17 protein-coding genes and 1 pseudogene are annotated in these 24,271 nt (G+C 59.6%); 5 read left to right on the top strand and 13 right to left on the bottom strand.

Annotated elements, in window-relative coordinates:
• Nucleotides 1–3: 3 nt before the first annotated feature.
• Both A3C3_RS38915 and A3C3_RS38910 read left to right on the top strand, forming a co-directional pair.
• Nucleotides 4–1,119 carry a Gfo/Idh/MocA family protein gene (locus A3C3_RS38915; RefSeq protein ID WP_022716682.1) on the top strand — a complete coding sequence of 372 codons (1,116 nt, stop codon included), beginning with the start codon at nt 4–6 and terminating at the stop codon, nt 1,117–1,119.
• A 145-nt stretch (nt 1,120–1,264) separates the two neighbouring features.
• Nucleotides 1,265–2,356 (top strand): Gfo/Idh/MocA family protein, encoded by a 1,092-nt coding sequence (locus A3C3_RS38910; protein WP_022716681.1) that lies wholly within the window; start codon nt 1,265–1,267, stop codon nt 2,354–2,356.
• Nucleotides 2,357–2,366: 10 nt separating this feature from the next.
• Here A3C3_RS38910 and A3C3_RS0121650 read toward each other — a convergent pair whose 3' ends face one another.
• The 3 genes from A3C3_RS0121650 to A3C3_RS0121640 form a co-directional block, all read right to left on the bottom strand.
• Nucleotides 2,367–4,265 carry an ABC transporter ATP-binding protein gene (locus A3C3_RS0121650; protein ID WP_022716680.1) on the bottom strand — a complete coding sequence of 633 codons (1,899 nt, stop codon included), beginning with the start codon at nt 4,263–4,265 and terminating at the stop codon, nt 2,367–2,369.
• A 22-nt stretch (nt 4,266–4,287) separates the two neighbouring features.
• Nucleotides 4,288–6,141, bottom strand: a complete 1,854-nt coding sequence (locus A3C3_RS0121645; RefSeq protein WP_028739874.1) for an ABC transporter ATP-binding protein — start codon at nt 6,139–6,141, stop codon at nt 4,288–4,290.
• A gap of 484 nt (nt 6,142–6,625) precedes the next feature.
• Entirely contained in the window at nt 6,626–7,063 is a 438-nt protein-coding gene (locus A3C3_RS0121640; protein ID WP_022716678.1) for a hypothetical protein, read from the bottom strand.
• 184 nt (nt 7,064–7,247) lie between these two features.
• On the opposite strand from A3C3_RS0121640, the gene A3C3_RS0121635 reads away from it, so the two are divergent.
• Nucleotides 7,248–8,654, top strand: a complete 1,407-nt coding sequence (locus A3C3_RS0121635) for an FAD/NAD(P)-binding protein (protein ID WP_022716677.1) — start codon at nt 7,248–7,250, stop codon at nt 8,652–8,654.
• Between the two features lie 114 nt (nt 8,655–8,768).
• A pseudogene (locus tag A3C3_RS38905) lies at nt 8,769–10,355 on the top strand (response regulator); the annotation flags it as partial.
• Here the strand turns inward: A3C3_RS38905 and A3C3_RS38900 are convergent.
• The 5 genes from A3C3_RS38900 to cyoA are packed head-to-tail and all read right to left on the bottom strand — an operon-like array spanning nt 10,258 to nt 15,331.
• Nucleotides 10,258–11,019, bottom strand: coding sequence for an SURF1 family protein (locus A3C3_RS38900; RefSeq protein WP_022716675.1), 762 nt, complete (start codon nt 11,017–11,019; stop codon nt 10,258–10,260). The pseudogene A3C3_RS38905 and the gene A3C3_RS38900 sit on opposite strands and share 98 nt — an antisense overlap.
• 53 nt (nt 11,020–11,072) lie before the next feature.
• Nucleotides 11,073–11,474 (bottom strand): cytochrome o ubiquinol oxidase subunit IV, encoded by a 402-nt coding sequence (gene cyoD / locus A3C3_RS0121620; RefSeq protein ID WP_022716674.1) that lies wholly within the window; start codon nt 11,472–11,474, stop codon nt 11,073–11,075.
• A complete protein-coding gene (gene cyoC / locus A3C3_RS0121615) occupies nt 11,471–12,091 on the bottom strand; it encodes a cytochrome o ubiquinol oxidase subunit III (protein WP_028739873.1) in 621 nt (206 codons plus the stop codon). Before cyoC ends, cyoD begins: the two co-directional genes overlap by 4 nt.
• Nucleotides 12,092–12,093: 2 nt before the next feature.
• On the bottom strand, nt 12,094–14,100 hold the full coding sequence (gene cyoB, locus A3C3_RS0121610; protein ID WP_022716672.1) for a cytochrome o ubiquinol oxidase subunit I: 2,007 nt from the start codon (nt 14,098–14,100) through the stop codon (nt 12,094–12,096).
• A gap of 46 nt (nt 14,101–14,146) precedes the next feature.
• On the bottom strand, nt 14,147–15,331 hold the full coding sequence (cyoA, locus tag A3C3_RS0121605) for a ubiquinol oxidase subunit II (protein ID WP_028739872.1): 1,185 nt from the start codon (nt 15,329–15,331) through the stop codon (nt 14,147–14,149).
• Between the two features lie 364 nt (nt 15,332–15,695).
• Between cyoA and A3C3_RS0121600 the strand changes: the two genes are divergently transcribed.
• Complete coding sequence (locus A3C3_RS0121600) at nt 15,696–17,030, top strand: MFS transporter (protein ID WP_022716670.1); 1,335 nt, start codon at nt 15,696–15,698, stop codon at nt 17,028–17,030.
• Nucleotides 17,031–17,101: 71 nt separating this feature from the next.
• Here the strand turns inward: A3C3_RS0121600 and A3C3_RS0121595 are convergent, their stop codons facing one another.
• From A3C3_RS0121595 to A3C3_RS0121575, 5 genes are all read right to left on the bottom strand, one after another.
• Nucleotides 17,102–17,572, bottom strand: coding sequence for a cyclic nucleotide-binding domain-containing protein (locus tag A3C3_RS0121595; RefSeq protein WP_022716669.1), 471 nt, complete (start codon nt 17,570–17,572; stop codon nt 17,102–17,104).
• Nucleotides 17,573–17,678: 106 nt separating this feature from the next.
• On the bottom strand, nt 17,679–20,393 hold the full coding sequence (locus A3C3_RS0121590; protein WP_022716668.1) for an ABC transporter ATP-binding protein: 2,715 nt from the start codon (nt 20,391–20,393) through the stop codon (nt 17,679–17,681).
• Nucleotides 20,394–20,586: 193 nt separating this feature from the next.
• Entirely contained in the window at nt 20,587–21,720 is a 1,134-nt protein-coding gene (locus tag A3C3_RS0121585) for a glycosyltransferase family protein (RefSeq protein WP_022716667.1), read from the bottom strand.
• Nucleotides 21,717–22,964: a glycosyltransferase family 4 protein gene (locus A3C3_RS0121580; protein WP_028739871.1), complete on the bottom strand. Its 1,248-nt coding sequence runs from the start codon at nt 22,962–22,964 to the stop codon at nt 21,717–21,719. Before A3C3_RS0121580 ends, A3C3_RS0121585 begins: the two co-directional genes overlap by 4 nt.
• A gap of 10 nt (nt 22,965–22,974) precedes the next feature.
• Complete coding sequence (locus tag A3C3_RS0121575; protein WP_022716665.1) at nt 22,975–24,183, bottom strand: glycosyltransferase family protein; 1,209 nt, start codon at nt 24,181–24,183, stop codon at nt 22,975–22,977.
• Nucleotides 24,184–24,271: the final 88 nt, after the last annotated feature.

Here is a 24,271-nt window from a genome sequence, read left to right as displayed (position 1 = left end):
AGGATGAGACTTCTTGTTCTTGGTACAGGCTCGATGGCAAAGAGCCAGGTCAGTCATTTCAAATTGATCGACGGCGTCGAGGTCGTCGGCGCTGTCGACACTGATTCGACACGCCTTGCCGAATTTTCCGATCATTTCGGCATTGAGAAACGTTTCCTCGCGCTTGAGGAAGCAATTGCCTGGGGAGATTTCGATGCGGCCACCAATGTAACGCCAGACCGAATCCATCATCCGACGACGATGGCGCTGATTGCCGCCGGCAAGCACGTCTTCTGCGAAAAGCCGCTGGCCGAAAACTACGCTGACGCTCTGGAGATGACGACTGCCGCGGAAACGGCCGGAGTGATCAATATGGTCAACCTCACCTATCGCAACGTCGCGCCGCTGCAGCGGGCTCGCGAGATGGTGCTCGCCGGTGAACTCGGTACGATCAAGCATGTCGAAGCATCCTATCTGCAGAGCTGGCTGGTGTCGCGGGCCTGGGGGGATTGGCGCACGGAATCGCGCTGGCTCTGGCGGCTTTCGACCGGTCACGGCTCGAACGGTGTGCTTGGCGATGTCGGCATCCATATCCTCGACTTCGCCGCCTATGGCGCGGCAACCGATATCGACCACGTCTTTGCGCGGCTCAAAACATTCAATAAGGCGCCAGGCGGCCAGATTGGCGAGTATCTGCTCGATGCCAACGACAGCTTCACCATGTCTGTCGACTTCGCCAATGGTGCGCTCGGCGTCATTCACGCGACCCGCTGGGCGACGGGTCACCTCAATGAGCTGAAGCTTCGCATCTACGGCGAACGGGGCAGCCTCGAGGTCATTCACCGGCCGAACGGCTCGCAGCTGCGCGGCTGCTTTGGTGAGAACATCGAGACGGCGACCTGGGCCGATATCGATGTTGCGCCGGTGCCGACCAACTACCAGCGCTTTGTCGAAGCGGTCGCGACCGGCAAGCAGCTTGATCCGAACTTCCGTCATGCCGCTAACCTGCAGAAGGTCATCGATCTCGCGATCGTCTCGGAAAAGGAGCGCCGCGAGCTCAATCTGCTGTCGGAGGAGGCCGGCATGACGCCCGGACCGGAAGGCGCCGGCAACGTGGAGGTGCTGCCGATCGCGGTTTAAGCGCTTGCCGCACGAAGCCCCATGCGGCCTGTTCAAAGGGCCGTATGGCTCGATGTTGAAGTCCCGCCCTGATGAAGCATGACCGAAGGCCAGGCGCAAATGCCGATGTGCCCGTCTGGTCGGGTGCAAGCATAAGGAAGCAACAATGAAGCTGATCATACTTGGCACTGGCTGGTGGGCGAACACCCATGCCACGCGTTTCTCGGAGATCGCAGGCGTGGAGATCGTCGCGGCGGTCGATAGTGATGATGTGCGCCTGCGCGCCTTTGCCGCCCGGCACAATATTCCGCTCACCTTCAACTCACTGGAGGATGCGCTTGCTTGGGGCGAATTCGACGCCGCGACCAATGTCACGCCGGACCGCGTGCACTATGCCACGACCTTGGCCCTGCTTGCAGCCGGAAAACATGTCTTCTGCGAAAAGCCGCTGGCGGAGAATTTCGCCCAGGCTGCAGAAATGGCCGACGCCGCCGAGAGGTCGAAGCAGATGACGATGGTAAACCTCACCTATCGCAATGTCGCTCCGCTGCAGAAGGCTCGGGAAATGGTGCTGAACGGCGACATCGGTCAGATCCGGCATTTCGAGGCTTCCTACCTTCAGAGCTGGCTCGTGTCAAAGGCCTGGGGCGACTGGACGACGCAGCCGCAATGGCTCTGGCGCCTGTCGAGCAAGCATGGGTCGAACGGCGTTCTCGGCGACGTTGGCATTCATATCCTCGATTTCGTGGTCTACGGGGCTGGAAGCGATATCAAGACTGCGGCTGCGCAACTGAAGACCTTCGAAAAGGCGCCGGGAAACCGGATTGGCGAATACGAGCTCGACGCCAACGACAGCTTCGTGATGATGGCCGAACTGCAGAACGGTGCTCTGGGCGTCATCCATGCCAGCCGCTGGGCGACCGGACACCTGAACGAATTGCGGCTGCGGGTCCACGGCGACAGGGGGGCAATCGAAGTCACCGACACGCCGAACGGCGCGACGCTTAGAATCTGTGCCGGCGCGGATGCCGACAAGGCGATCTGGCGGCGGGTGCAGGTTGAACCCGTTGCGACGAACTTCGAGCGGTTTGCCGAGGCCGTGAGGACCGGCGTCGGACAGGAGCCATCCTTCCGACATGCCGCCAATCTGCAAGAGGTCATCGACCACGCGCGCAACTCCGCCGCCAGCCTGCCCTCCCGGATCATCGCCAAAAGCGGACAATATGACACGGGAGCTGGCGGGGAGCGTCGTCGTTAGGCAGGTGCGTTCACGTCGCCGAACTTCTGACGGCCGTCTCTTCCAAAACCTCCTCCGGAATATCGTCGAAGGAGGCATAGTTCAGATTGTAGAGCCGCGAATAAAGTTTGCCGTTCGTCATCAGCTGCCGGTGATTGCCGCTTTCGATGAGCTCTCCGTTCTGCAGGACGATGATGCGGTCGGCCTCCCGGATCGTCGCCAGCCGGTGGGCGATGACGAGGCCGGTGCGGTTTTCGAGAAGTTTAACCAGCGCCTTCTGGATCAGCATTTCCGTGTAGCTGTCGATATTCGCCGTCGCTTCATCGAGCACCAGGATCTTTGCATCGGCAACCAGCGCACGAGCGAAACTGAGCAGCTGCCGCTGGCCGAGCGATAGGTTGCCGCCGCGCTCGCCGAGCACGCTATCGTATCCCTCGGGCAGGCGCATGATGAAGTCGTGGGCGCCCACTGCCTTGGCGGCTTCGATCACCTGTTCGCGGGTCGCCTCTGTCTTGTGATAGCGAATGTTGTCAAAGACGGTACCGGTGAAAAGGAAAGGTTCCTGCAATACCATGGCGATCTGATCGCCGAGTGAATCCTGCGTCAGCTGGCGTACATCATGCCCTCCGACCAGTACCTGGCCCTGCTGCACATCGTAAAATCGGTGGATCAACGACATGCAGCTCGATTTGCCCGAGCCGGTGGGCCCGACAAGGGCGACTGTCTCGCCGGGCTTCACCTTGAAGCTCACCTGCTTCAGCACCGGGTGCCTCGGATTGTAACCGAAGACGACATCGCGGAATTCGACTGATCCGTCCATGTCTTTCGAAAGCGCCATGGCGTTCGGTGCATCCTTGATCTCTACCGGGACATCGAGAACCTCCGTCAGTCTCTGACCCGAAGCCATGGCGCGCTGCATGACGGAATATTGCAGCGTCAGCGAGCGGATCGGATCGAAGAAACGCTGGATGTAGAAGAGAAAGGCAATGAGCACCCCGACATCGAGAGCCTGGTTCAGAACGCGCGCCCCGCCAACGACGATAACGAGAGCCATTGCCACGCCGGTCAAAGAATCAACGATCGGTACCATCACCTGTGCATAGCGGGCGGCCGTCAGATGCGTCTTGAGGTTCGCGTGCGCCTTGTCGTCATAGAGCGTGAAATTGACGCCCTGGCGATCCATGCTTTGCACGGCGCGGACGCCATGGATTGCCTCGGCAAGCGCACCAGCCGCAACGGAGTTCGTCTCGTGTGCCGCCATGAAGGATTTGCGCGCCAGCGGCAGCCAGAAGAGACGGACGATGAGGAGCACAGGCAAGACGGCGAGTGTCAGCAGGCCAAGCCTGAAGTCGAGATAGAGCATCACGAAAACGATGCCGAAGAGTAGGGCGATATCGCCGACGGAAAGCACTGATGTCTCGAGAAACTCCTGCATAGAGTTCACGTCGCCCTGAAGACGCGACATCAGCCGTCCGACCTCCGTCTTGTCCATGAAGGAAAGCGAGACCCGCTGGAGATGGGAGAACATCGCCTTGCGGATGTCGAAGAGCACCTCCTCGGCGACGTTGCCGACCAGCGTCTCCTGGGCATAGCTCGCCGCATAATTGATCAAGATCGCAATCACAAACGCGATGATCGAATAGAGGAGGGCGGAACGATCCCCGCCCGGCTGCATGCCGTGGTCGATCGCGTAGCGGATGATCAGGGGGATCAACAGCTGCATCGCCGTGAAGGTGAGCACGGCTACGACCGACCACATGACTTGCCTGCGGTATGGCTCGACAAAAGCCCAGATGCGCTTGACGATGTTGCCGTCGAAGGCCTTTCCGAACATTTCCTCTTCGACGCGGTGCGAGCCGACGACCGCCCGCGGCGGACGGCGTCCGTCCTCGCGGACGTCGGAACGTTCGGTTTCCAGTTCCTCGGCCATGAAGTCCTCCCTGCGCCGGTTTCTACGCGCTCAAAGCGTCGTCGCCCGGCCGCACCTGCAAGTCGTAAAGTGCCTTGTACCGGCCGCCGGCGGCCAGCAATTCCTCATGCGTGCCGCGCTCGACGATGCAGCCGTCCTCAACGAAGAGGATCTGGTCGGCATGCATCAACGAACTCAGCCGGTGGGCGACGATGATCGTCACGCGGTCGGCGGCGTATTTGCGCATGGCGGCGCGGATGCGCTGTTCGGTGGCAGCGTCGATCGCCGCCGTCGAGTCGTCAAATACCATCACCGCCGGCCTCAGCATCAGCGCGCGCGCGATCGAAAGGCGCTGGCGCTGGCCGCCGGACAGCGAAACGCCGCGTTCGCCGACCACCGTGCCGTAGCCTGTCGGCAGACCGAGGACATAGTTGTGCAGCTGCGCGCTTTCGCTCGCGCGCTCGATCCGCGGCTCCTTGGCCCACGGGTCGCCATAGGCGATATTGTTTTCGATGGTCGTCGTGAACAGGAAGGAATCCTGCTGCACGACGGCGACTGCGCGGCGGAGCGATTGCAGTGTCACCTTGCGGATATCCTGCCCGTCGATCGTGATCCTGCCCTTCGTCACGTCATAAAAGCGCGGGATCAAATGGGCGATCGTCGATTTGCCGCTGCCCGGCGGGCCGACGATGCCGACCGTTTCACCACGCCGCGCTTCGAAGGAAACGTCGTGAAGCACCTGATGCATGTCCGAGCTTGGATAAGCGAAGTCGACATTCTCGAAACGAAGCGTGCCATCTGACACCTTCAATTCCTTTGCATCCGGGGCATTGCGTATGGCGATCTCCAGGTCGAGCAGATTGAAGAGGCGTGTGCCGCATGTTGATGCCCGGGCAAAGGCGTTGACCATCAGGCCGAGTTGGCGCACCGGCATTTGCAAAATGGTCATGAACGTCAAGAAGGAGGCGAGCGTACCGACGGTGATGTCGCCGGCCATTACCTTTTCTCCGCCGACCCAGAGCACGAGGCCCATCGCAGCGAAGAATGAAAAGGTCATGGCGCTGGTATTGGCAACACGGATACCGACACGCTTGTGCGCAAGAGTCAGCGCATTCTTCGATGCCTTTTCGAATTTGGAGAGCTCGTGGTCTTGCGCAGCGAAGGCACGGACGACACGGATGCCGCCGAGATTCTCCTCCATGATGCGGGTCAGCACCGAAAGCCGCTCCTGCAGGTCGAGCCACGTGGCACGCAGCCGCAGCTGCGTCACTGAGGAACGCCAGCCGACGAAAGGCACGAAACTCAGCGCCAGGAGGCCAAGAACCACATCGGTCGAAATCAGCATGTACGCACCGATCCCGATCAGCATCGAAAGCAGAAACACACGCACAAGTGCTGTCGAAAAATACATTCGCACGCCTTCGAGATCGAGCAGTCCGACAGTGATCAGATCGCCCGAATGAACCGTGTCGTGAAAGCTGAAAGAGAGCCGCTGGATCTTCTCGTAACAGGCAAGCCGCAGCTCGTAGCCCATGTGATGGCCGACGCTTTCGCTGTAATAGTTCTGAACCATCGTGAAGATGCCGCGGAGCACGCTGGCACCGAGCAAAAGCAGCGCCGTCGTCAGCAGCGCCTCTTGCGCCAGCTGGCCGGCGGCTCCGCCGGTCAATGCAACCTGCGTATGGTCGACCGCCTGGCCGAGCAGGCGCGGTATCAGAAGCTGGAACGTGGATGCTATGAGGGTTGCGCCGATGGCGAAACCCGCCTGCCAAGGGTGACGAAAGGCCATGACGGTGATGCGGACCAGCGTATAAAGGCCCTTGCCCCAGCCTGCCGCATTCACAAGCGCAAGCGAAGCTGAAGGCTTCGTCACGCGTATCGACGCATCGCTGCTCACGGTATTGATTCCAAATAGATGTATGGTTCGGACGCTGGCCCGAAAAGACGGCAATTCCATGAAGGGATTGATTAGCGCGCTTAGTTTTGCCGATTCTACCTGGGCGTTCAAGTAAAGAATTCACCAGTTGGTTATTTTCTCGTGAGCGAGACGATCGCAACCGCTCCCCTCAGCGCGGTCCCAATTGGGGTGAACGTCGCAGCATTAGAGGTTTCTTCACGATCCTTTCTGCGGAACTGACGAAACAGGACATCAAAAGGACGGCGCAAACCGAAGCGCAGAACAGCAAACCGACAGACACCGGCGAGACTGGCGGCAGCACCCTCGCCAGCGATTGGACGATCAAGCCGCCGAACGTGTAATGATTAATGTAGAGTGCAACTCAGGCTTCCGAGATATCGGAATATTGTTCGCTGCCGATGGGTGAACCCGGTTTCGAAATGCGTCCGCATGGATGTTGAAAAAACCATTAAGGCTGTGGCCGTCAGCCACACCCACAGTGGCCCCGGTGCCCGATGCCCCATAAGAGGTCCCTGCCGACGAATATCTCGACAATGCACATCAAACCTGCTGGCAGCAGGGCGCCGATCGCGACTTTGGAGCGATGGCCGCGCAGATGAGCCAACAGCAGCATGCCCAGCGCGAAGAAAACACCGTAGCGCATGAGAAAGATCTTCGAAGGGAAACGCGAGAGCGTCGCCAGGTAGCGCCTTGTCGAGTAGAAAGGCCGCGCTACAGCGATTTCTTCAATTTTCTGATCGACCGCAATGTGAAATAGCCGCCTGATCCAGGTATCTTGGACAAGGCAGCACAAGGCTCCGTGGAAAAAGACAAATCTCTCTTTTGTTTCAGCGCTCTGGCTAACTTGTCTGCAGTCATCCCGAACAAAACGCTTGCCACTTTGCCATTTTAGGGTTTTCATACACGACCAGTTTGATAGACTATTACGGCGGCAATGTTCCCTCGTTTCTGGCGAAGCTCAACGCTTCGATGAGCGGCAAGCGTTCCAGACGCCCGCACGAACCTCACCAACGCAGGCGCGTGTTGTCCTGCGTTGAAAACCTTGATCGAGACGCGAAGCGGGCTGATCCCGCAAGGGAGTTGAGATGACGGTTCAGGGACTTTTTGCTTCGAAGTTCAAGACGGCGGCACGGGTTTCGGCTGTCCCCCGTATCGCAATCGTCGGCCGGGGCTTTTCCGGCATGATGAGCGCAATCGCCTTGATGAAAACGGTGCGAACGCCGTTCCATCTTCAGCTTTTTGATCCGAATTCCTCGGTCAGCGGGGGGCAGGCGCTGTCGTCGGCGCGCGCTTCGACGATCCTCAATACCCGCGTGCGCGATCTTTCGGTGTCGCTCGGCGACGCCGACGATTTCAACGACTGGCTCTGTAGCAATGCGGAATTCCGGGCTGCCGTGCGTGCCGCGATCCCGGGTTTCCGCCAGATTTTCATTCCGAAGGCACTTTTCAGCGACTACGTCTATCAGCGCTTTTCAGAAGCGCTCGCAGCCCGCAAGGATATCACCGTACAGGTTTGCCACGAGCCGGTCGTCGCAATCCGCAAAAGCCAAGCAAACCGCTTTCTGCTCGAAAGCGCCCATCCAGCCAATCCGCTCTTTGATACCGTCGTCCTGGCCACCGGCTATGGGCTTTCCGAGCCCGAGCCGGAGACGGAGGATCGGTCGCCGGTTCGGGCCCAGCGTCTCGTCGCCCGGCCGCATGCTGTTCTTCTTGGAAGCGGCATCCGCGTGGTCGACCAGTTGCTGCAACTGCGCGATAGCGGTTACAACGGCCAGATCACGATTGTCTCGAAGCATGGTTTCCTGCCGCAGAGCCATACACCGAATTCCGCCGATCCGGTTTTCCCGGCCGAGGCGTTGCCGCAAAAGCTGCCCGAGATCGTCCGCTTCATCCGCACGGCCTGCCGCGAGGCAGAAGAAGAGGGCCGTAGCTGGCAATCGGTGATGAACGGTCTGCGCAGACATGCCCGCTCTCTCTGGCGTTCGCTGCCGGCCGATCAGAAACGCCAGTTCAACCGGCATCTGCGCGCCATCTACGACAGCCACCGCAACCGCCTGCCAGAAGCGATGTATCTGCGCTTGAAGCGCGAGCTTGCCGAAGGCAATACTATCCTTCGTCGAGGCACGGCCGGCCGCCGGGGGCTCAGCGGCATCTTCTTCACGCCGGCCGGATCAAATGTCGAGGAAGTCATCTATGCGGAGCGTGTTTTTGACTGCCGCTGTAAGGCACCTGATCTGGCGATGCCTTTGATGCAGAGCCTGATCGGCTCCGGCCTTGCCGCGCCCGACGAGCTTTCGCTGGGGCTTGCCGTCGATCAGCGCGGCGGCCTCTGCCTGGAGGACGGATCGACGGTGGACGGCCTCTTCGCCGTCGGTCCGCTCGGCCTTGGCAGCCTGCCGGATATCGATCTGGTTCCTGAAATCGTCACCCAGGCCTACGCGGCTGCGGAGAAGGTCGCAGAGCAGTTCTATCCTCAAAGCAGAGCTGTTTGAAATTATTCGGATCTTTGCGGGAACCATTTCGCGGCTCCTTCGGTTTAGGAAACTAGTGTTTCCCACGGGGGGCTTATGGAAGTGATGGATCGATTTGGTGCGTCTCTCACGGGCGAGGGCCGCTTGCGGTTACTTGTTGATGCCATCACCGACTACGCAATCTATATGCTGAGTCCGGAGGGTCACGTCGCCACCTGGAACGTCGGTGCTCAGCGCCTCAAAGGATATTCACAAGAAGAGATCATCGGCAGGCACTTTTCGAGTTTCTACACCGAGGAGGACCGTGCTGCCGGTGAGCCGGAACGCGCGCTTGAAATTGCCCGCCGCGACGGCCGCTTCGAAAAGGAGGCCTGGCGCATGCGCAAGGACGGGAGCCGCTTTTGGGCGAACGTGGTCCTTGACGCGATCACAAACGATTGCGGGGAAGTCATTGGTTTTGCGAAGATCACGCGCGATATGACCGAGAAGCGCGAAATCCAGCGTGCGCTCGATCAGGCACGCGAAGAGCTCTTCCAGGCGCAGAAAATGGAGGCGATCGGCCAGCTCACCGGCGGCATTGCCCACGACTTCAACAATCTTCTGATGGCCGTTCTCGGCAGCCTGGAGATTTTGAAGAAGCGGATGCCTGAGCAGCCGGAGCTGATGCCCCTCGTCGAAAATGCCATCCAGGGCGCGCAGCGCGGCGCCGCCTTGACGCAGCGCATGCTCGCCTTTTCCCGGCGCCAGGAACTGGCGGTCAAGACGATCGAGATTGCAACGCTTATGGACGGAATGGCCGACATGCTGCAGCGTTCGCTCGGGCCCCTGAGCATGCTGGAAATCGATGTGCTGCCGGGCGTTCCAACAATTGCCACCGATCCCAACCAGCTCGAAACGGCAATCCTCAATCTTATTGTGAATGCGCGTGATGCCATGCCGCGCGGAGGGAAAATCACTGTCAGAGCGCAGGAGCGGACGGTAAGTGAAAGGGAAGGGATCCTTACGCCCGGTGCGTATCTTTGTCTCTCAGTCATCGACGGCGGAGAGGGGATGGACGAAGAGACACTTGAGCAGGCGACGACACCCTTCTTCACGACGAAGGGAGTCGGGAAAGGCACCGGTCTCGGATTGCCGATGGTTCAAGGGCTCGCCGCGCAGTCAGGCGGCCGGCTCCTGTTGAAGAGCCGCCTCGGCGAAGGCACGGTCGCCGAGCTTTGGTTCCCTGCGGTCCTGGCGCAGGATGACGCACCGGAAGAGCTCTCGGAGGAAGCGGCCGATCATCCCGGCCTTCCGCGCTCGCTGCGCATCCTGGCCGTCGACGACGACAGTCTTGTGCTCATGAACACGGTTTTGATGCTGGAAGACCTCGGCTACGACGTCATCGAGGCGGCATCGGGTGCCGATGCGCTGGCCATCCTTTCCAGCGAACAGGTCGACCTTGTCATCTCCGACCACGCCATGCCGCGGATGACGGGTGCAGAGCTTGCGGAGGCGATCCGCCGTGATTGGCCGCACATGCCGATCATCCTTGCCACGGGCTATGCCGACATTCCGCCCGGCGGCGGCCTCATCGACCTGCCGCGTCTCGGCAAGCCCTTCTCGCAGGCACAACTGGCCGAAGCAATCAGCCGGACGATTGCCACGGCCAGTGCGTCCGAACCTCGCTTCGGATCACGAATGCCAGCAGGCCCGCCACCATCAGCGCCAAGCCAAACCATGTGATCGCGTAGACGAGGTGGTTGTTCGGAAAGACGATGCGCGTCAGTCCGCCGACCGGCAGCCCGCCGGGATTGGGAGTGTTGTCGGCATCGATGAAATACTCGGCAGCGTCTGCCACGTGCTTTTCCGCCGCGATTGCAGCTACATCGCGGGAATACCAGCGGCCCGAGGCGGGGTCGTTCGATTGTAGCAGCGAACCCTTCGGTTCCGTCATCCGCATCAGCCCTGTGATCGTGACCTGACCGGAGAGTTGGCCGGATGGCCGGGTTTGCGGATCGCGCTTGTCGGTCGGCACAAAGCCGCGGTTGATCAAGACCGTGCGGCCATCTCGAAGCGACAGCGGTGTCATCACCCAAAAGCCTGGACCCAGTTCGGTCGAGGCATAGACCAGCGTCTCCTTGCCGTTCTGCAATGTGCCGGTCGCCGTTATGCGGCGGTATTCGTCGTCGGCGGCATTGACTGCCCTTCGCGTTGGGGCCGGGGCCGGTTCGGCGTGGACCCGTTGATCGACCAGAGCAATGAGGTCACGTTTCCAGGACAGCCGCTCCACCTGCCAGAGGCCGAGGGCGACGAAACCTGCCGTCGACAGAAGCATCAGGCTGCACAGCATTGCGAGCCTGACGGATGGTCGGCGCCGGTCTTTCGGTAAAGGAAAGCTGTCTGGCATGGCGGAAACCTGCGCGGGCGGCCGGCGGCCTTACCGCCGCCCGCTCGACACCCCTAGGGCATGTTCTTCATCATTTCAGGGCTCATCGGCATCATATTGGTATTCAGATGATGCATGACCCAAAGCGAGCCGGAAAGCGCGATCGCCACGATCACGATCGTGAAGATCAGCGCCATCATCGTCCAGCCGCCTTCCGAGCGGGTGTTCATATGCAGGAAGCAGATCATGTGAACGACGATCTGGATCGCGCCGAGCGCCATCACAAGAAAAGCAGTCACGCCCGGGCTCTCGAAGACACCGGCCATGACAAGCCAGAAGGGAATGGCGGTCAAGATGACCGAGAGGACGAAACCAATCGTATAGCTCTTCATCGAGCCGTGGCCTGCCCCGTGTCCGTGGCTGTGGCCATGATGGGCTTCGTGTGCGTCCTCATGTGCGGGTGCTTGCGAACTCATCCGAGAACTCCCATCAGGTAGACGAAGGAAAAAACGCCGATCCAGACGACGTCGAGGAAGTGCCAGAACATCGAAAGGCACATGAGGCGGCGTCGGTTGGCTTCGATCAGGCCATACATCGAAACCTGCACTATCAGCGTTGCCATCCAGATGATGCCGGATGTGACGTGCAGCCCATGGGTTCCAACCAGCGTAAAGAAGGCCGAAAGGAAAGCGCTGCGCGACGGACCTGCACCCTCGTGGATCAAATGAATGAACTCATAAAGTTCAAGACCAATGAACGCCGCGCCGAACAGGCCGGTCACCGCCAGCCACATCAGCGTGCCGGATTTGCTGTTCTTTTCCATCTGGAGCATGGCGAAGCCGTAGGTGATGGAAGAAAACAGCAGCATCGACGTGTTGACTGCCACGAGCGGCAGATCGAACAGGTCCTTGGGCGACGGCCCTGCCGCATAATTGCGGCCAACAACGCCATAGGTCGCAAACAGCACCGCAAAGATCAGGCAGTCGCTCATGAGGTAGAGCCAGAAGCCGAGATTTGTGCTGCCTTCGGGATGATGTTCTTCAGTCAGGTAGAACTCAGGCTTTTCGGCCGTGTCGATAGTATGATCGCTCATGGTCATTGCACCTGTGTCGCAAGCAATTCGGTCCGCTTGCCTTCCGTTTTACTGACTTCTTCGGCCGGGATATAGAAGTCGCGCCTATAGTTGAAGGTATGGACAATGGTAACGACGAGCAGCGCTGCGGCGGAGGTCACGACGAGCCACCACATGTACCAGATCAGTCCGAAGGCGAGAGCCACGCTGATGGCCGAAAGGATTGGCCCGGTGCCTGTATTTTTCGGCATGTGAATCGGCTTGAAGCCTTCGAGGGGGCGTTCGTAACCGCGGTTCTTCATGTCGTACCAGCTGTCATGATCGTGCACCACGGGCGTGAAGGCGAAGTTGTAGTCGGGCGGCGGCGACGACGTCGACCACTCAAGCGTGCGGGCATCCCATGGATCGCCTGTATGGTCGGCAAGTTCCTCGCGCCTCATGAAGCTGACGACAAGCTGGACGAGGAACGACAATATGCCGAGCGCGATCAGGAAAGCACCGAAGGCTGCGATGATGAACCAGATCTGCAGCGATGGGTCCTCGAACTGCGACACGCGGCGGGTGACGCCCATCAGGCCGAGCACATAGAGCGGCATGAAGGCGAAATAGAAGCCGGTCAGCCAGAACCAGAAGCTCATCTTGCCCCAGAAAGGATCGAGCTTGAAGCCGAAGGCCTTCGGGAACCAGTAGTTGACGCCGGCAAGCAGGCCGAACAGCACACCACCGATGATCACATTGTGGAAGTGGGCGATCAGGAACAGCGAGTTGTGTAGCACGAAGTCTGCAGGCGGAACGGCAAGCAGCACTCCGGTCATGCCGCCGATGACGAAGGTCACCATGAAGCCGACGGTCCAAAGCATCGGCACTTCAAAGCGGATGCGGCCGCGATACATGGTGAAGAGCCAGTTGAACATCTTCGCTCCCGTGGGGATCGAGATGATCATGGTCGTGATTCCGAAGAAGGAGTTGACGCTGGCGCCGGAACCCATGGTGAAGAAGTGATGGAGCCAGACGATATAGGAAAGGATGGTGATGACCACTGTCGCATAGACCATCGAGGCGTAGCCGAACAGGCGCTTGCCGCAGAAGGTCGCGACCACTTCCGAGAAGATGCCGAAGGCCGGCAGCACGAGGATATAGACCTCCGGATGGCCCCAGATCCAGATGAGGTTGACATACATCATCGGATTGCCGCCGAGGTCGTTCGTGAAGAAGTTCGTGCCGGCGTAGCGGTCGAGCGACAGCAGCGCAAGCGTTGCCGTCAGGATCGGAAAGGTGGCGACGATCAAGACGTTGGTGCAAAGCGAGGTCCAGGTGAAGACGGGGAGCTTCATCATGGTCATGCCGGGCGCGCGCATCTTCACGATGGTGGCGATCAGGTTGATGCCCGACAATGTCGTCCCAACACCTGCAACCTGCAGGCCCCAGATGTAGTAGTCGACGCCCACCCCCGGGCTGTAGTCGGCGCCTGAAAGCGGCGGGTAGGCAAGCCAGCCGGTGCGCGCAAACTCGCCGATGAACAGCGACAGCATGATGATGACGGCGCCGGCCGTCGTCATCCAGAAGGAGAAGTTGTTGAGGAAGGGAAAGGAGACGTCACGAGCACCGATCTGCATCGGTACCACGAAGTTCATGAGGCCCGTGACGAAGGGCATGGCCACGAAGAAGATCATGATAACGCCGTGGGCGGTAAAGACCTGGTCGTAGTGGTGCGGCGGCAGATAGCCTTCCGATCCGTTGAAGGCGATCGCTTGCTGGATCCGCATCATGATCGCGTCCGAGAAGCCGCGCAGCAGCATGATGACGGCGAGGATCACGTACATGATGCCGATCTTCTTGTGATCGACGCTGGTGATCCAGTCGTGCCACAACGGACCCCAAAATCGGTAATGGGTAATGAGGCCGAGCACGGCGAGACCGCCGATGACCACGCCTATGAAGGTCGCGACGAGGATCGGCTCGTGATAGGGGATCGCCTCAAGGGTCAACCGGCCGAAGATGAACTTCAGGAGGTCAGGATTGGAAAACATGGATTAACCCGTTCATTGGTGTCTTAGCGACGCAAAGCGCCAGGTTTTAATTGTTGCTGCCCGGTTGAGCCGGACTCCCGCTGCCGTGATCCATGCCGGGCATCGAATGTCCGTCATGCTGCATCCCGGGCATGGTCTGCCCGCCCTGCGGCTGGGCGTCAGGCTGCTGCGCGTTGCTGTCGGTGCCCTCGGGCTCTTGCCCGCTGCGTGCCGGCGTGCCGGTTGCAGGGAAGGTCGGGGCATTGGTGCGCTCACCCTGTTCGGCATGGCGGTTGTCATATTCCAGCCGCTTTCGGTTTTCGGCGCTCTCCTTGCCTGCGCCGCCCATCATGTCGATGTGCATCATTTCGTTCATGCACATCTTGCCGGGCGTCGCGCACATGTTGAGGATGGCCTCGTAGAGGCCGGCCTCCGCGCTGGCGTAGTAGCGCACGGGCTCTCGATCGCTCGGCCTTTCTAGTTTCAGGTAGGCATCGCGGTTAAGCGCTGTACCTTGCGCTTTGACTCGGGCGACCCAATCGTCGAAGCCCTGCTGGTTTAGGCCGTGAAACTTGAAGCGCATGTGCGAGAAGCCGTCGCCGCTGTAATTGGCGGAAAAGCCTTCGTACTCGCCTTCCTTGTTGATGACGGCGTGCAACCTCGTCTGCATGCCGGGCATGGCGTAGATCTGGCCGGCGAGCGCCGGAATGTAGAAGGAGTTCATGACCGAAGACGCAGTGATCTTGAAATTGATCGGAACGTCGACCGGGGCTGCCAGTTCGTTGACGGTCGCAATGCCGAGCTCGGGATAAAAGAACAGCCATTTCCAATCGAGCGCCACGACTTCGACGGTCAGCGGCTTCGCGCCGGCAGGAATCGCGCGTTCTGCATCCAGCCGGTCAAGCGGGCGGTAGGGGTCGAGCTTGTGTGTGCTGATCCAGGTGATTGCGCCGAGCGCAATGATGATGGCAAGCGGCGCTGACCAGATCACGACTTCAAGGCGGGTGGAGTGATGCCATTCCGGATCATAGGTCGCCGCCGTGTTCGAGCGCCTGTATCGCCAGGCGAAGAACAGTGTGAGGAACAAGACCGGCACGATGATCAAAAGCATCAAGAAGGTCGAGACCAGGATAAGGTCTGCCTGTTGATTGGCGATATCGCCCGAAGGCGACATCACCACAAGATTGCACCCTGCCAGCATGAATAGCGGCAACACGGATAGAAGGCGGGAAAACTTCATCAGTTTTTGCACGTCTCTAAGCTCTTGTTGTTTCGTCCGAACCGCGACTAAAGCACGAAACGGCATGGTGACATGAGGTGTTTGGTCGCAGTGCAGCAAATATGCCGCGATGCGGCAGAATGTCATTTTCACGGCCTTCTGAAAATCCTGATCAATTAAGAAGGATTGTGCCGGGATCAAATGTTTTTCCGGCCTATATATCCGCAAATGCGCAGTTGGCCAGTTTCGCCAGCCCCCGTGCGCATTTTGCGATCTACATGCAATTTTGAGAATGGATGATGAACTATTTGCGCTGTCTGGACTTGATAACCCGGCGGGTTTGATCAAGATCGTCTTGAGGCGCTTCGTATAAGCACCTCAACGAGGGAGGCGTTAAATGGCTGAAACACAGGTACCTTATGGACCGTCATCGCGCACGCTGGAACGCGACGCACGCAGAATTCACGATGACAAGCCGGTCTCGCCGGGCAGCATCGCGATCGGCGTCGTCATCGGACGCATGTCGGAATTTTTCGATTTCTTCGTTTACGGCCTGGCCTCGGTTCTCGTCTTTCCGCAGCTTGTCTTTCCCTTCGCGCCGGACCGGCTGACGGCGACGCTTTATTCTTTCGCGATCTTTTCGCTGGCTTTTCTTGCCCGCCCTGTCGGCTCTGTTGTGTTCATGACCATCGACCGCCTCTACGGCCGCGGCACAAAGCTGACGATTGCGCTCTTCCTGCTCGGCGGCTCGACGGCCTCGATTGCCTTCCTGCCCGGCTACAACGTAATCGGCTACTGGTCGATAGCCTTGCTCGCGCTTTTTCGCCTTGGGCAAGGCTTTGCCCTCGGAGGCGCATGGGACGGGCTTGCTTCGTTGCTGGCGCTGAATGCGCCGGAGCGGCACCGCGGCTGGTATGCGATGATCCCGCAGCTCGGTGCACCGATCGGTTTTGCGCTGGCGAGCACCCTGTTCGGCTTCTTCATCGCCAATCTCTCAAACGATGATTTCCTTTCCTGGGGCTGGCGCTACCCGTTCTTCGTTGCATTCGCCATCAACGTCGTGGCCCTCTTTGCCCGCCTGCGTCTCGTCATGACGAAAGAATTCGGCACGCTCCTGGAGCAGCATGAACTGGAAGCGGCGCCAATTGTCGATGTCCTTCGCATCCACGGTCGCGATATCCTGATCGGCGCCTTCGTACCTCTCGCAAGCTTTGCGATGTTCCATCTCGTCACCATTTTTCCGCTTGGTTGGATGAGCCTTTACGGCAGCCAACCGCTCGGCACGTTCATGGTTGTGCAGATCATCGGTGCCATGGTCGGCATCGTCGCCATCATCGCCTCTGGCCTGATCGCCGATCGCATCGGCCGCCGCGGTCAGCTTGCCGTCTGTGCCGTGCTGATCGCGATCTTCTCCTTCATCGGTCCGATGCTGATTGCCGCCGGCGACACTGGTCAGGACGCTTTCGTCATCATTGGCTTCGGCGTGCTTGGCCTTTCGTTCGGTCAGGCTACCGGTTCGATCTCGTCGCGGTTCGGCCGCGGTTATCGCTATACGGGCGCGGCCTTCACGTCGGATCTCGCCTGGCTGGTGGGTGCGGGTTTTGCGCCGCTCGTTGCACTTAGTCTGTCCAGCCGCTTCGGCCTGCCCTTTGTCGGCTACTACCTGCTTTCGGGCGCAATCTGCACGCTTGCCGCTCTTGCCTTCAGTAAGGCGCTGGAGCAGCGCGAATAGCGACCACTGAAGCGTGAAGCCCGCCGGCCTCGGCCGCGCGGGCTATACTCACGTTCGGAACTTGCCGAAAATTACTGAAGCGCCGCCTGCGGCTGCTTTGCAGCGCGTGCGGCCGTCAATTCCGCCGTCGTATGGTTCAGGCGGTCGGCAAGGACGCGCATGATCTCGACGGCAATTTCGGGAAAATCGCTGAGAAGCTTCAGGAAATGCTCCTTGCTGATGCGCAGCACTTCCAGTGGAGAGGTGGCACGCACGGTTGCGGTGCGCGACACGTCACAGAGGATGGCGATTTCGCCGACGATGGAATTCACCTCGACGTCGGCGACTTTAATGTCGCCTGCAGGCGAATTCACGAGAATATCGGCGGTGCCGGAAAGCACCACATAAGCCGCGTCGCCCGGATCGCCCTGGTGGAAAAGATCCTGACCGGCCTTGTAGGTCATCCGATCGGAGGTGAAGGCCAAAAGCTTGAGTTTCGCCGGGGCGATCCTTGCGAAGATCGGCACCCGCCGCAGCATTTCGACTTCATCTCTCAACAGCATGAGCGTCTCACCCCCTGCCGCTTCTCCTCGCCGAAGGAGAAGCGCTTTAAAAAACTCTTCTGACATTCCCTCGCAAGAATGCCGTCTCAGCCGCTGCAATAGAATATTACGATAACAGTTCCTTGAACATCCCGTTTTTCTCGGAAAGTTCCGGATAGTTTCCTGCTTCTACTAAATCTCCGCGATTAAAAAGTAAAATCCGGTCGAAGATTTCTGCAAGTCTTGCGTTTGAAAGAACCCAGATGATCGCTGGGCGTTTACCCTCCTCGTGCAGGTCTTGGACGACCTTGCGGATGATCTCGTCCTGCACACGCTGATCGAGCGCGGGAAGCGGCCGGTTGAAGATGAAATAATCCGAACGTTTCAAAAGCGCGCGGGCAAGGTTGAGTTTCTGGCGCTGGACCATCGTCAATCGCTTGCCGCCGGAACCGACGTCAAACTCAAGGCCGATCGACAACACGTCGTCGTAAAGATCAAGCGCATCGAAGAGTTCGCTCATGATGGTGCGAATACGATCGGAAGCGTCCGCCTGCTGATAGGCGATACGGCCGAACAGAACGTTATCCATCAGCGTTGCGGAGGAGGTGAAGCGCTCGGGATCGTACCGCTCGATGAGAACGGCCAGATCATCCGGTATATGCTCGTGAAACTGCTTGCGGGCACTCACGATCTTGGCCATCAGTTCATCGCTCAGCAAGCCGAAGCGATGGCGCGGCTCGATATAGGCAAAGCTCAGCCGGATGATCATCGAGCGCTCATCGATGCTCGCATCCTCGAACCGGCGGCTCTGCAATTTCTGCAGCAAGGCCTGATAGGTCGGAATATCATCCGCCGTCATGAAGGTCAGCTGCTGGAAAAAAGGGTGGTCGGGCGGCAGATCGTGGAAGAGTTCGACGGCGTTTTCGGCGATTTCCAGGCCCATCGCATAGAGGTCGTTGCTGAGGCCGGTATCGCGGAAAAGCTGCTGGAAATAGGGGTGCGCCGCAAGCTTGCGGTTGTTCATCATCGGCCGTTTCATCGTGCCGAAGAGCAGGTTTTCGCCGACCGTTGCCTGGGAATTGTAGTTATCGAAATCAAAAGGCACGACGATCGCATCGAGGCTCTCGTCCTTCATACGCTCTCGCAGCGACCGACGCAGATCGACGATGCGACCCGCAAGCGCCACATGCACTGTCGTATCAACCGTCGAGCGGAGGGCAAGGTCGAGGATGTCCTGGGAAATCAGCACGGCATCGAGCACCGGTCGGATCGCCGTCAGCAGATCGTCCGGTCCGGTTGCCCCGGCGGCGTTGTAATCGACCCAGTCGCTATTCAGATCAAGCGTCGGGTTGCCGGCCTTCAGTGCCTCGGCGGCATGCCATTTGAATTCTTGTGCTGCCTGGTCCTCGTAGTTGGGATCGGTCAGCGGTGCATGCTTGAGACCGTAAAGCAGGTTGTCGCGCAGCGTGCCGTGAAAGAAATAGGTATCGGCGGAAGCATAGGAAATGCGACGGCCGGTAATCGATTCCGGCAGTTCCAGAAGGTCGCGGCCGTCGATGCTGATACGGCCTGAGTCCGGCCAGACGATGCGGCCGAGCGCTTCGGCGAAAGCCTCCGCACCGCTGCCGTTCGGCCCGACAATCGCCACCGTCTCGTTCGGCCTGATTTCGACCGAAACGTGGTCGACCAGGCGCGCGCCACTATCGTCGCTGAGGGTGAGGTTGCTGACGACGAGGGCTGCAGTCAGCGGGCCGATTGCTTCTGCCGGGATTTCCTGGATGCGGCCGTCGATGAGCGGCTCGACATTGAACTGTTCATAGACCTGCTGATACTTGACCTGAACGTCCTGGCGCATCTGATCCCAGTCGATCAGCTCCTTCAACGGCCCCGGAAGATCCTTGTAGGCGCTGATGACCGCAACGAGCTGGCCGATGTCAAGGCGCCCCTGCAACGCGAGATAGCCGCCGATCGCGTAGAATAGGAACGGCGTCACCTGCGCCAGGAAGTTGTTCAGGAACTTCACCAGGAACTTCCACTGGTAAAGGTCGTAGCGGATCGAGAAGATGAGACCGAGACGCGTGGCAATGTCGGCGCGTTCCAGGTTCGAGGTGTCATTGCCGTGGATCGTGCCGATACCCTCGACAATCTCGCCGACGCGGCCGGAGAGCTCGCGGGCTGTCAGCTGCCGCTGGCGGCCGAGCTCGAGCAGTCGTTTTCTCATGCGCGGAATGACGACCGCCTGTACGCCGACGATTGCGGCCGCAATCATGCCGAGCCAGAAGTTCTGGATAATGATGAAGGCAAGTGCCGTCAGCGCCTGGCCGCCGAGAAGGGCAGGCGAGACGAATGCATCACCGGTGAAGCCGCCCATCGGCTCCACCTCGTCCTTGATCATCGTGGCAATTTCAGCCGATTTCACCCGCTTGAAATGGACGGGCGGGAAACGCAGCACCCGGTCGATGAGTTGAAAACGAATACGCCTTAACATCCGCTCGCCGAGGCGGCCTTTGTAGGTATTGATGTAGAATTTGAAGAGGCCGTTCAGTACGACGAGCGCCAGGAAGACGAGGCTCAGCGCCATCAGCATCTGAAGGCGGTTGAGCTGGAACCCCTCGAAGAAGTCGACATGCCCGATCAGCGGGATGTCATAGGCAAGATGCATGAAGGTCTGGGTCGCATTCGCGTTCTCGAAGCCATCACCTTGAATCGGGCCGTTGACGATCTGTTTCGGCAAATCGAAGGACAAGAAATAGGGGACCATCGAGACGGCAACCACAGCCAGAATCCAAAGCTGCTGTCGCCGCGTGTTCGACCAGATATAGCGGGCGAGGCTTTTTTCCATGCTAACCGTCAGCCTGATTGGAAAGGGCGGGCCGGGATAGGGGGCCATTCGTAAGGGGAGATGCCGAAAACAGATTCATGCAACCGGACCGCCGGGTATTGTAGGGAAATCAAGGCGAAGCGGATTGCTGGCGCATGCCGATTCTCGCCGGAGCTTCAGTTATATCACAGGATTTTCATAATAGGCGAGCGATTCAACCAAGCATCGAACGGACGATCGAAGCAGTTGTCTCGGCTCCCGTCAGATCGAGCGTGACGTCCTTTCTGGCGGGTGCTGCAAGCACTCTTTCGACCGCCGCTGCCACATGCTCTGCGGTCAGTCCTTGCTCTGGAAGAACTGCGGCAAGACCCAGTGCCTGCAAACGCTCGGCCCGCACCGTCTGCTCCGTTTCGCCGCCGGCGACAAAGGGGATAAGGATCGAACGACAATCCGTTCGCAGCAGGTCTCCGACCGTGTTGTAGCCTGCCTGCGAGATCGAGACTTTCGCGCCGCGCAGCAGCGAGGGGAAGTCCTTGCGGAAGCGCGCAAGCGTGATGTTGGCAGGTGCGGCCCGGCTCAGCCCGATAAAGTCCGTCTCCGGCAGATTGGGACCGGTGACGAGCAGCCAGCGATGACTTGCGGGCAGCATGGCTGCCGCATCGCGGGCCGCGCGGATGAGCTTCAGGCCGACGGCCCCGCCGCCCGCGGAGGCAATGATGTCGAAGACGTCGGTCGGAGCGGCGGCCGGTGGGGGTGCAACGAGACCGGTATATCGTACCTTGTCTGCGATTTCGGCGGTCAGCGGAAAGGTATCTTCAAGTCGCACAAAATCCGAATCACCGTGAACGAGCACGGCGTCGAAGTGACGTTTCACCAGGTCGACGGTTTCCTCGTCCCGGCCGGGCTTGCGGTTTTCTTGAAGGATGTCGCGCACCGAACTGAGGAGTATTGGCTTTGGATCCGTCCTGCCGATCATATCGAGCAGCGGCAGCAGTTCGAAGCGCATCTGACGCCTGCCGAAGGGGAAGGCCTCGGTGATGACGGCATGCGGCCGCACCTCCTGAAATGCGGCAAGCAGCAGGTCGCGCCGTCTTGACAAAAAGTCGTCGCCGGCGACATTGCCGTGGGCGTCCGCAAGACCCGAAAAGCCGGCATTGCTGGCAACGACCGGCGGCAAGGCTATGGTCTTTATGCCTGCGCCGGGAAAGCCTGGAACTGGTAAGCCGCCTGTTGCGACCGTCACGTCAAAACCGTCCTTGACCAATGCGTCGGCAATGCGGCTTGCGCGCGCGATGTGGCCGATGCCGAGCAGGTGCTGGACGTAAAAGAGGATGCGTTTTGCGCTCATGAGGGTTGTTGCCATTCCTCTTCGAAGAGGTGTATCAGCTGCTTTATGCTGGAATGATAGTCGAAATGCTCACGCACGCGTTTTTCCGCCGCATCGCCCAGGCGTCTTCGCAACGCCGGATCGCGGATCGCCGCCTCAAGTGCGCCAGCGAACGCCATTGGATCTTCCGGCGGAACGACGAGACCGTTCTCGCCGTTTGCCAGCAGTTCCGGCACGCCTGAAACATCGGTCGAAAGGCACATTAGCCGCTGGCTCGACGCCTCAACCAGCACGTTTGGCAATCCATCCCTGTCGCCGTTGGCGGCAATGCGGCAGGCAAGCGCAAACAGGTCGGCGCTGCGGTAGTGAGCGAGCACCTCCTTCTGCGCCATTGCGCCTTTCCAGACAATGTTGCCGGCAAGCCCGAGCTCCGTGGCGAGCGCCTTCAATCTGGCCAGTTCGTCACCGCCGCCGATGTGTTCGAAACGCCAGTTGAGGCTTTTAGGAAGCAGGGCGAGGGCGCGCAGCAGCACGTCGTAGCCCTTCTTTTCGACCGCCCGGCCGACGCTCAATAGAAGAACCGGGTCGGACGGATCGCTGCCATCCCGGTTGGAGTGCTGGCCTTCGAAACGGCTGAAGCGGGCCAGATCGAGGCCATGATAGCTGAGGTGTACCGCATCCGGCCGCCCGGTCAGGCTTCGCATATGCTCCCAGCCGCTCCGCGTGCACGTTACCGCCCAGCGGGCGGTGCCAAGCTTGGTGTTCAGCTCCCAGTCGGGTGACGTCCAAATGTCTTTCGCATGGGCCGAGACGGTCCAGGGCACGCCTGTCAGGATGCTTGCATAATCGGTGACAGAAGCAGGTGTATGGATGAAATGTGCGTGCAGCCATTGGCCGTTATCCGGCCACTCGCGGGCAAGCACCAGCGCCTGGCCGAGGCGGCGGAAGCGGTTGCGCGACATATCGCGTGGCAGATCGGTCAGAAAGCGTTTCATCAAGGCCTTGAAACCCGGCTTTCCAAGACCGCCAAAAAGCCCCTTCAGGACGCGCAGCGGCTCTTCGTGCAGGTATTCCGGCAGGTAGACGACGCGCGCCTTGATCTCGTCATGCACCGGGTGGCGTTTCGTGTCGGTCGGCCGCCTCATCGAAATCAGCGTCAGATGAAAGCCCGCTTTTTCCAGGCCGAGCAGCTCTTGGGCAATGAAGGTTTCGGAAAGGCGCGGATAGCCTTTCAGCACGACAAGAATCTTGCGGCGCTCCGGCAAGGCTTTGATCTTATTCTGCGCCGACGACGGCAAGATGGCTGCCGCGATTGTCGAGCCAGTGGCCGACGGTCTGCGAAATATGGTCGAGCCCTTGAAGTTGCATATCGCCTCCGCTCTTTGATGGTGGCAGGCGTTGCGGCAGCCGTTTCAGTGCCTCTGCCATGATCGCCGGATCAGCCGACTGATCGGGCAGAAGCACGTCCACAAGGCCGAGTTCGCTGGCGCGCTGGGCACGCAGCAACTGCTCTTCCCGGGGCTTGACCCGCGGCACGACGAGGGCCGGCTTGTCGAAGGACAGAATCTCGCAATAGGTGTTGTAGCCGCCCATGGCAACGACGCCCGTGGCGCCGACCATGAGTTCTTCCATGTGGTTGTCGAACTCGATCACTTCGATATAGGGGATCTTTTCGCCTTTCCTGACGAGTTTCGAGCGCTCGGCTGCCGGCATGTAGGGTCCGAGCACGATCAGCGCTTTCTGCTCAAGCGTCGCATCATGCTCATAGGCGTTCATCACGTCATGTACGAGGTCGGAACCATCTCCGCCGCCGCCGGTGGTGACGAGGATGTAATCGTCCTTGCGCGCGTTGACCGATGTCTTGCCGACCGAAACGCTGCGTTGCAGGAAGCCGACGAAGTCCATCTTCCGGCGCACGCTGTGGGGAACATCGAGGCCGATCAGCGGATCGTAAAAATCGGGCGGCCCGTAGACCCAGACGCTGTCGTAATACTGGTCGATCTTCTGCATGATACCGTTCCTCTTCCACTCGGCATCGAGCAGATGCGGCGCATCCATGATCTCGCGCAGACCGAGCACCAATGTCGTGCCCCGTGCCTTCAGATAAGCAAGCGTGTCCTCGATTTCGCCTTTGAGGCCCATCGGCTCCTTGTCGACGATGAAGATGTCCGGCTGAAAGGTCTCTGCCGTATGGCGGATGCTCGATTCGCGCATCTTCAGCGTTTCGTGAAGATCGATATGGCTCGCCATCGACGTATATTCGCCGTTGTGAAGCTTGATCACGCTGGGGATCTTCACGAAGTCGACGCGCGCCCGGTAGTCGAACGCACCGGCAATCGTTGCGCCGGAAATGATCAGCACATTGAGACCACGATAATCCTCGACCAGCGCATGTGCAATTGTCCGACAGCGGCGCAGGTGGCCGAGGCCGAACGTATCGTGGCTGTACATCAGAATGCGAGCATCTTCCACGCGTCTGGCCATGGGTATTTCCTTCGGGGCGAACAACATAGTTAGGCCCCCGGTCTTCCGGAGGGCGAGACACAGCAGAGCGGCAAATCTCCACCAAACC

This window comes from Rhizobium mongolense USDA 1844 (genome assembly GCF_000419765.1).
Taxonomy (GTDB): domain Bacteria; phylum Pseudomonadota; class Alphaproteobacteria; order Rhizobiales; family Rhizobiaceae; genus Rhizobium; species Rhizobium mongolense.
The sequence above is the reverse complement of the archived record's forward strand: the minus strand, read 5'-3'. Positions and strand labels throughout refer to the sequence as shown.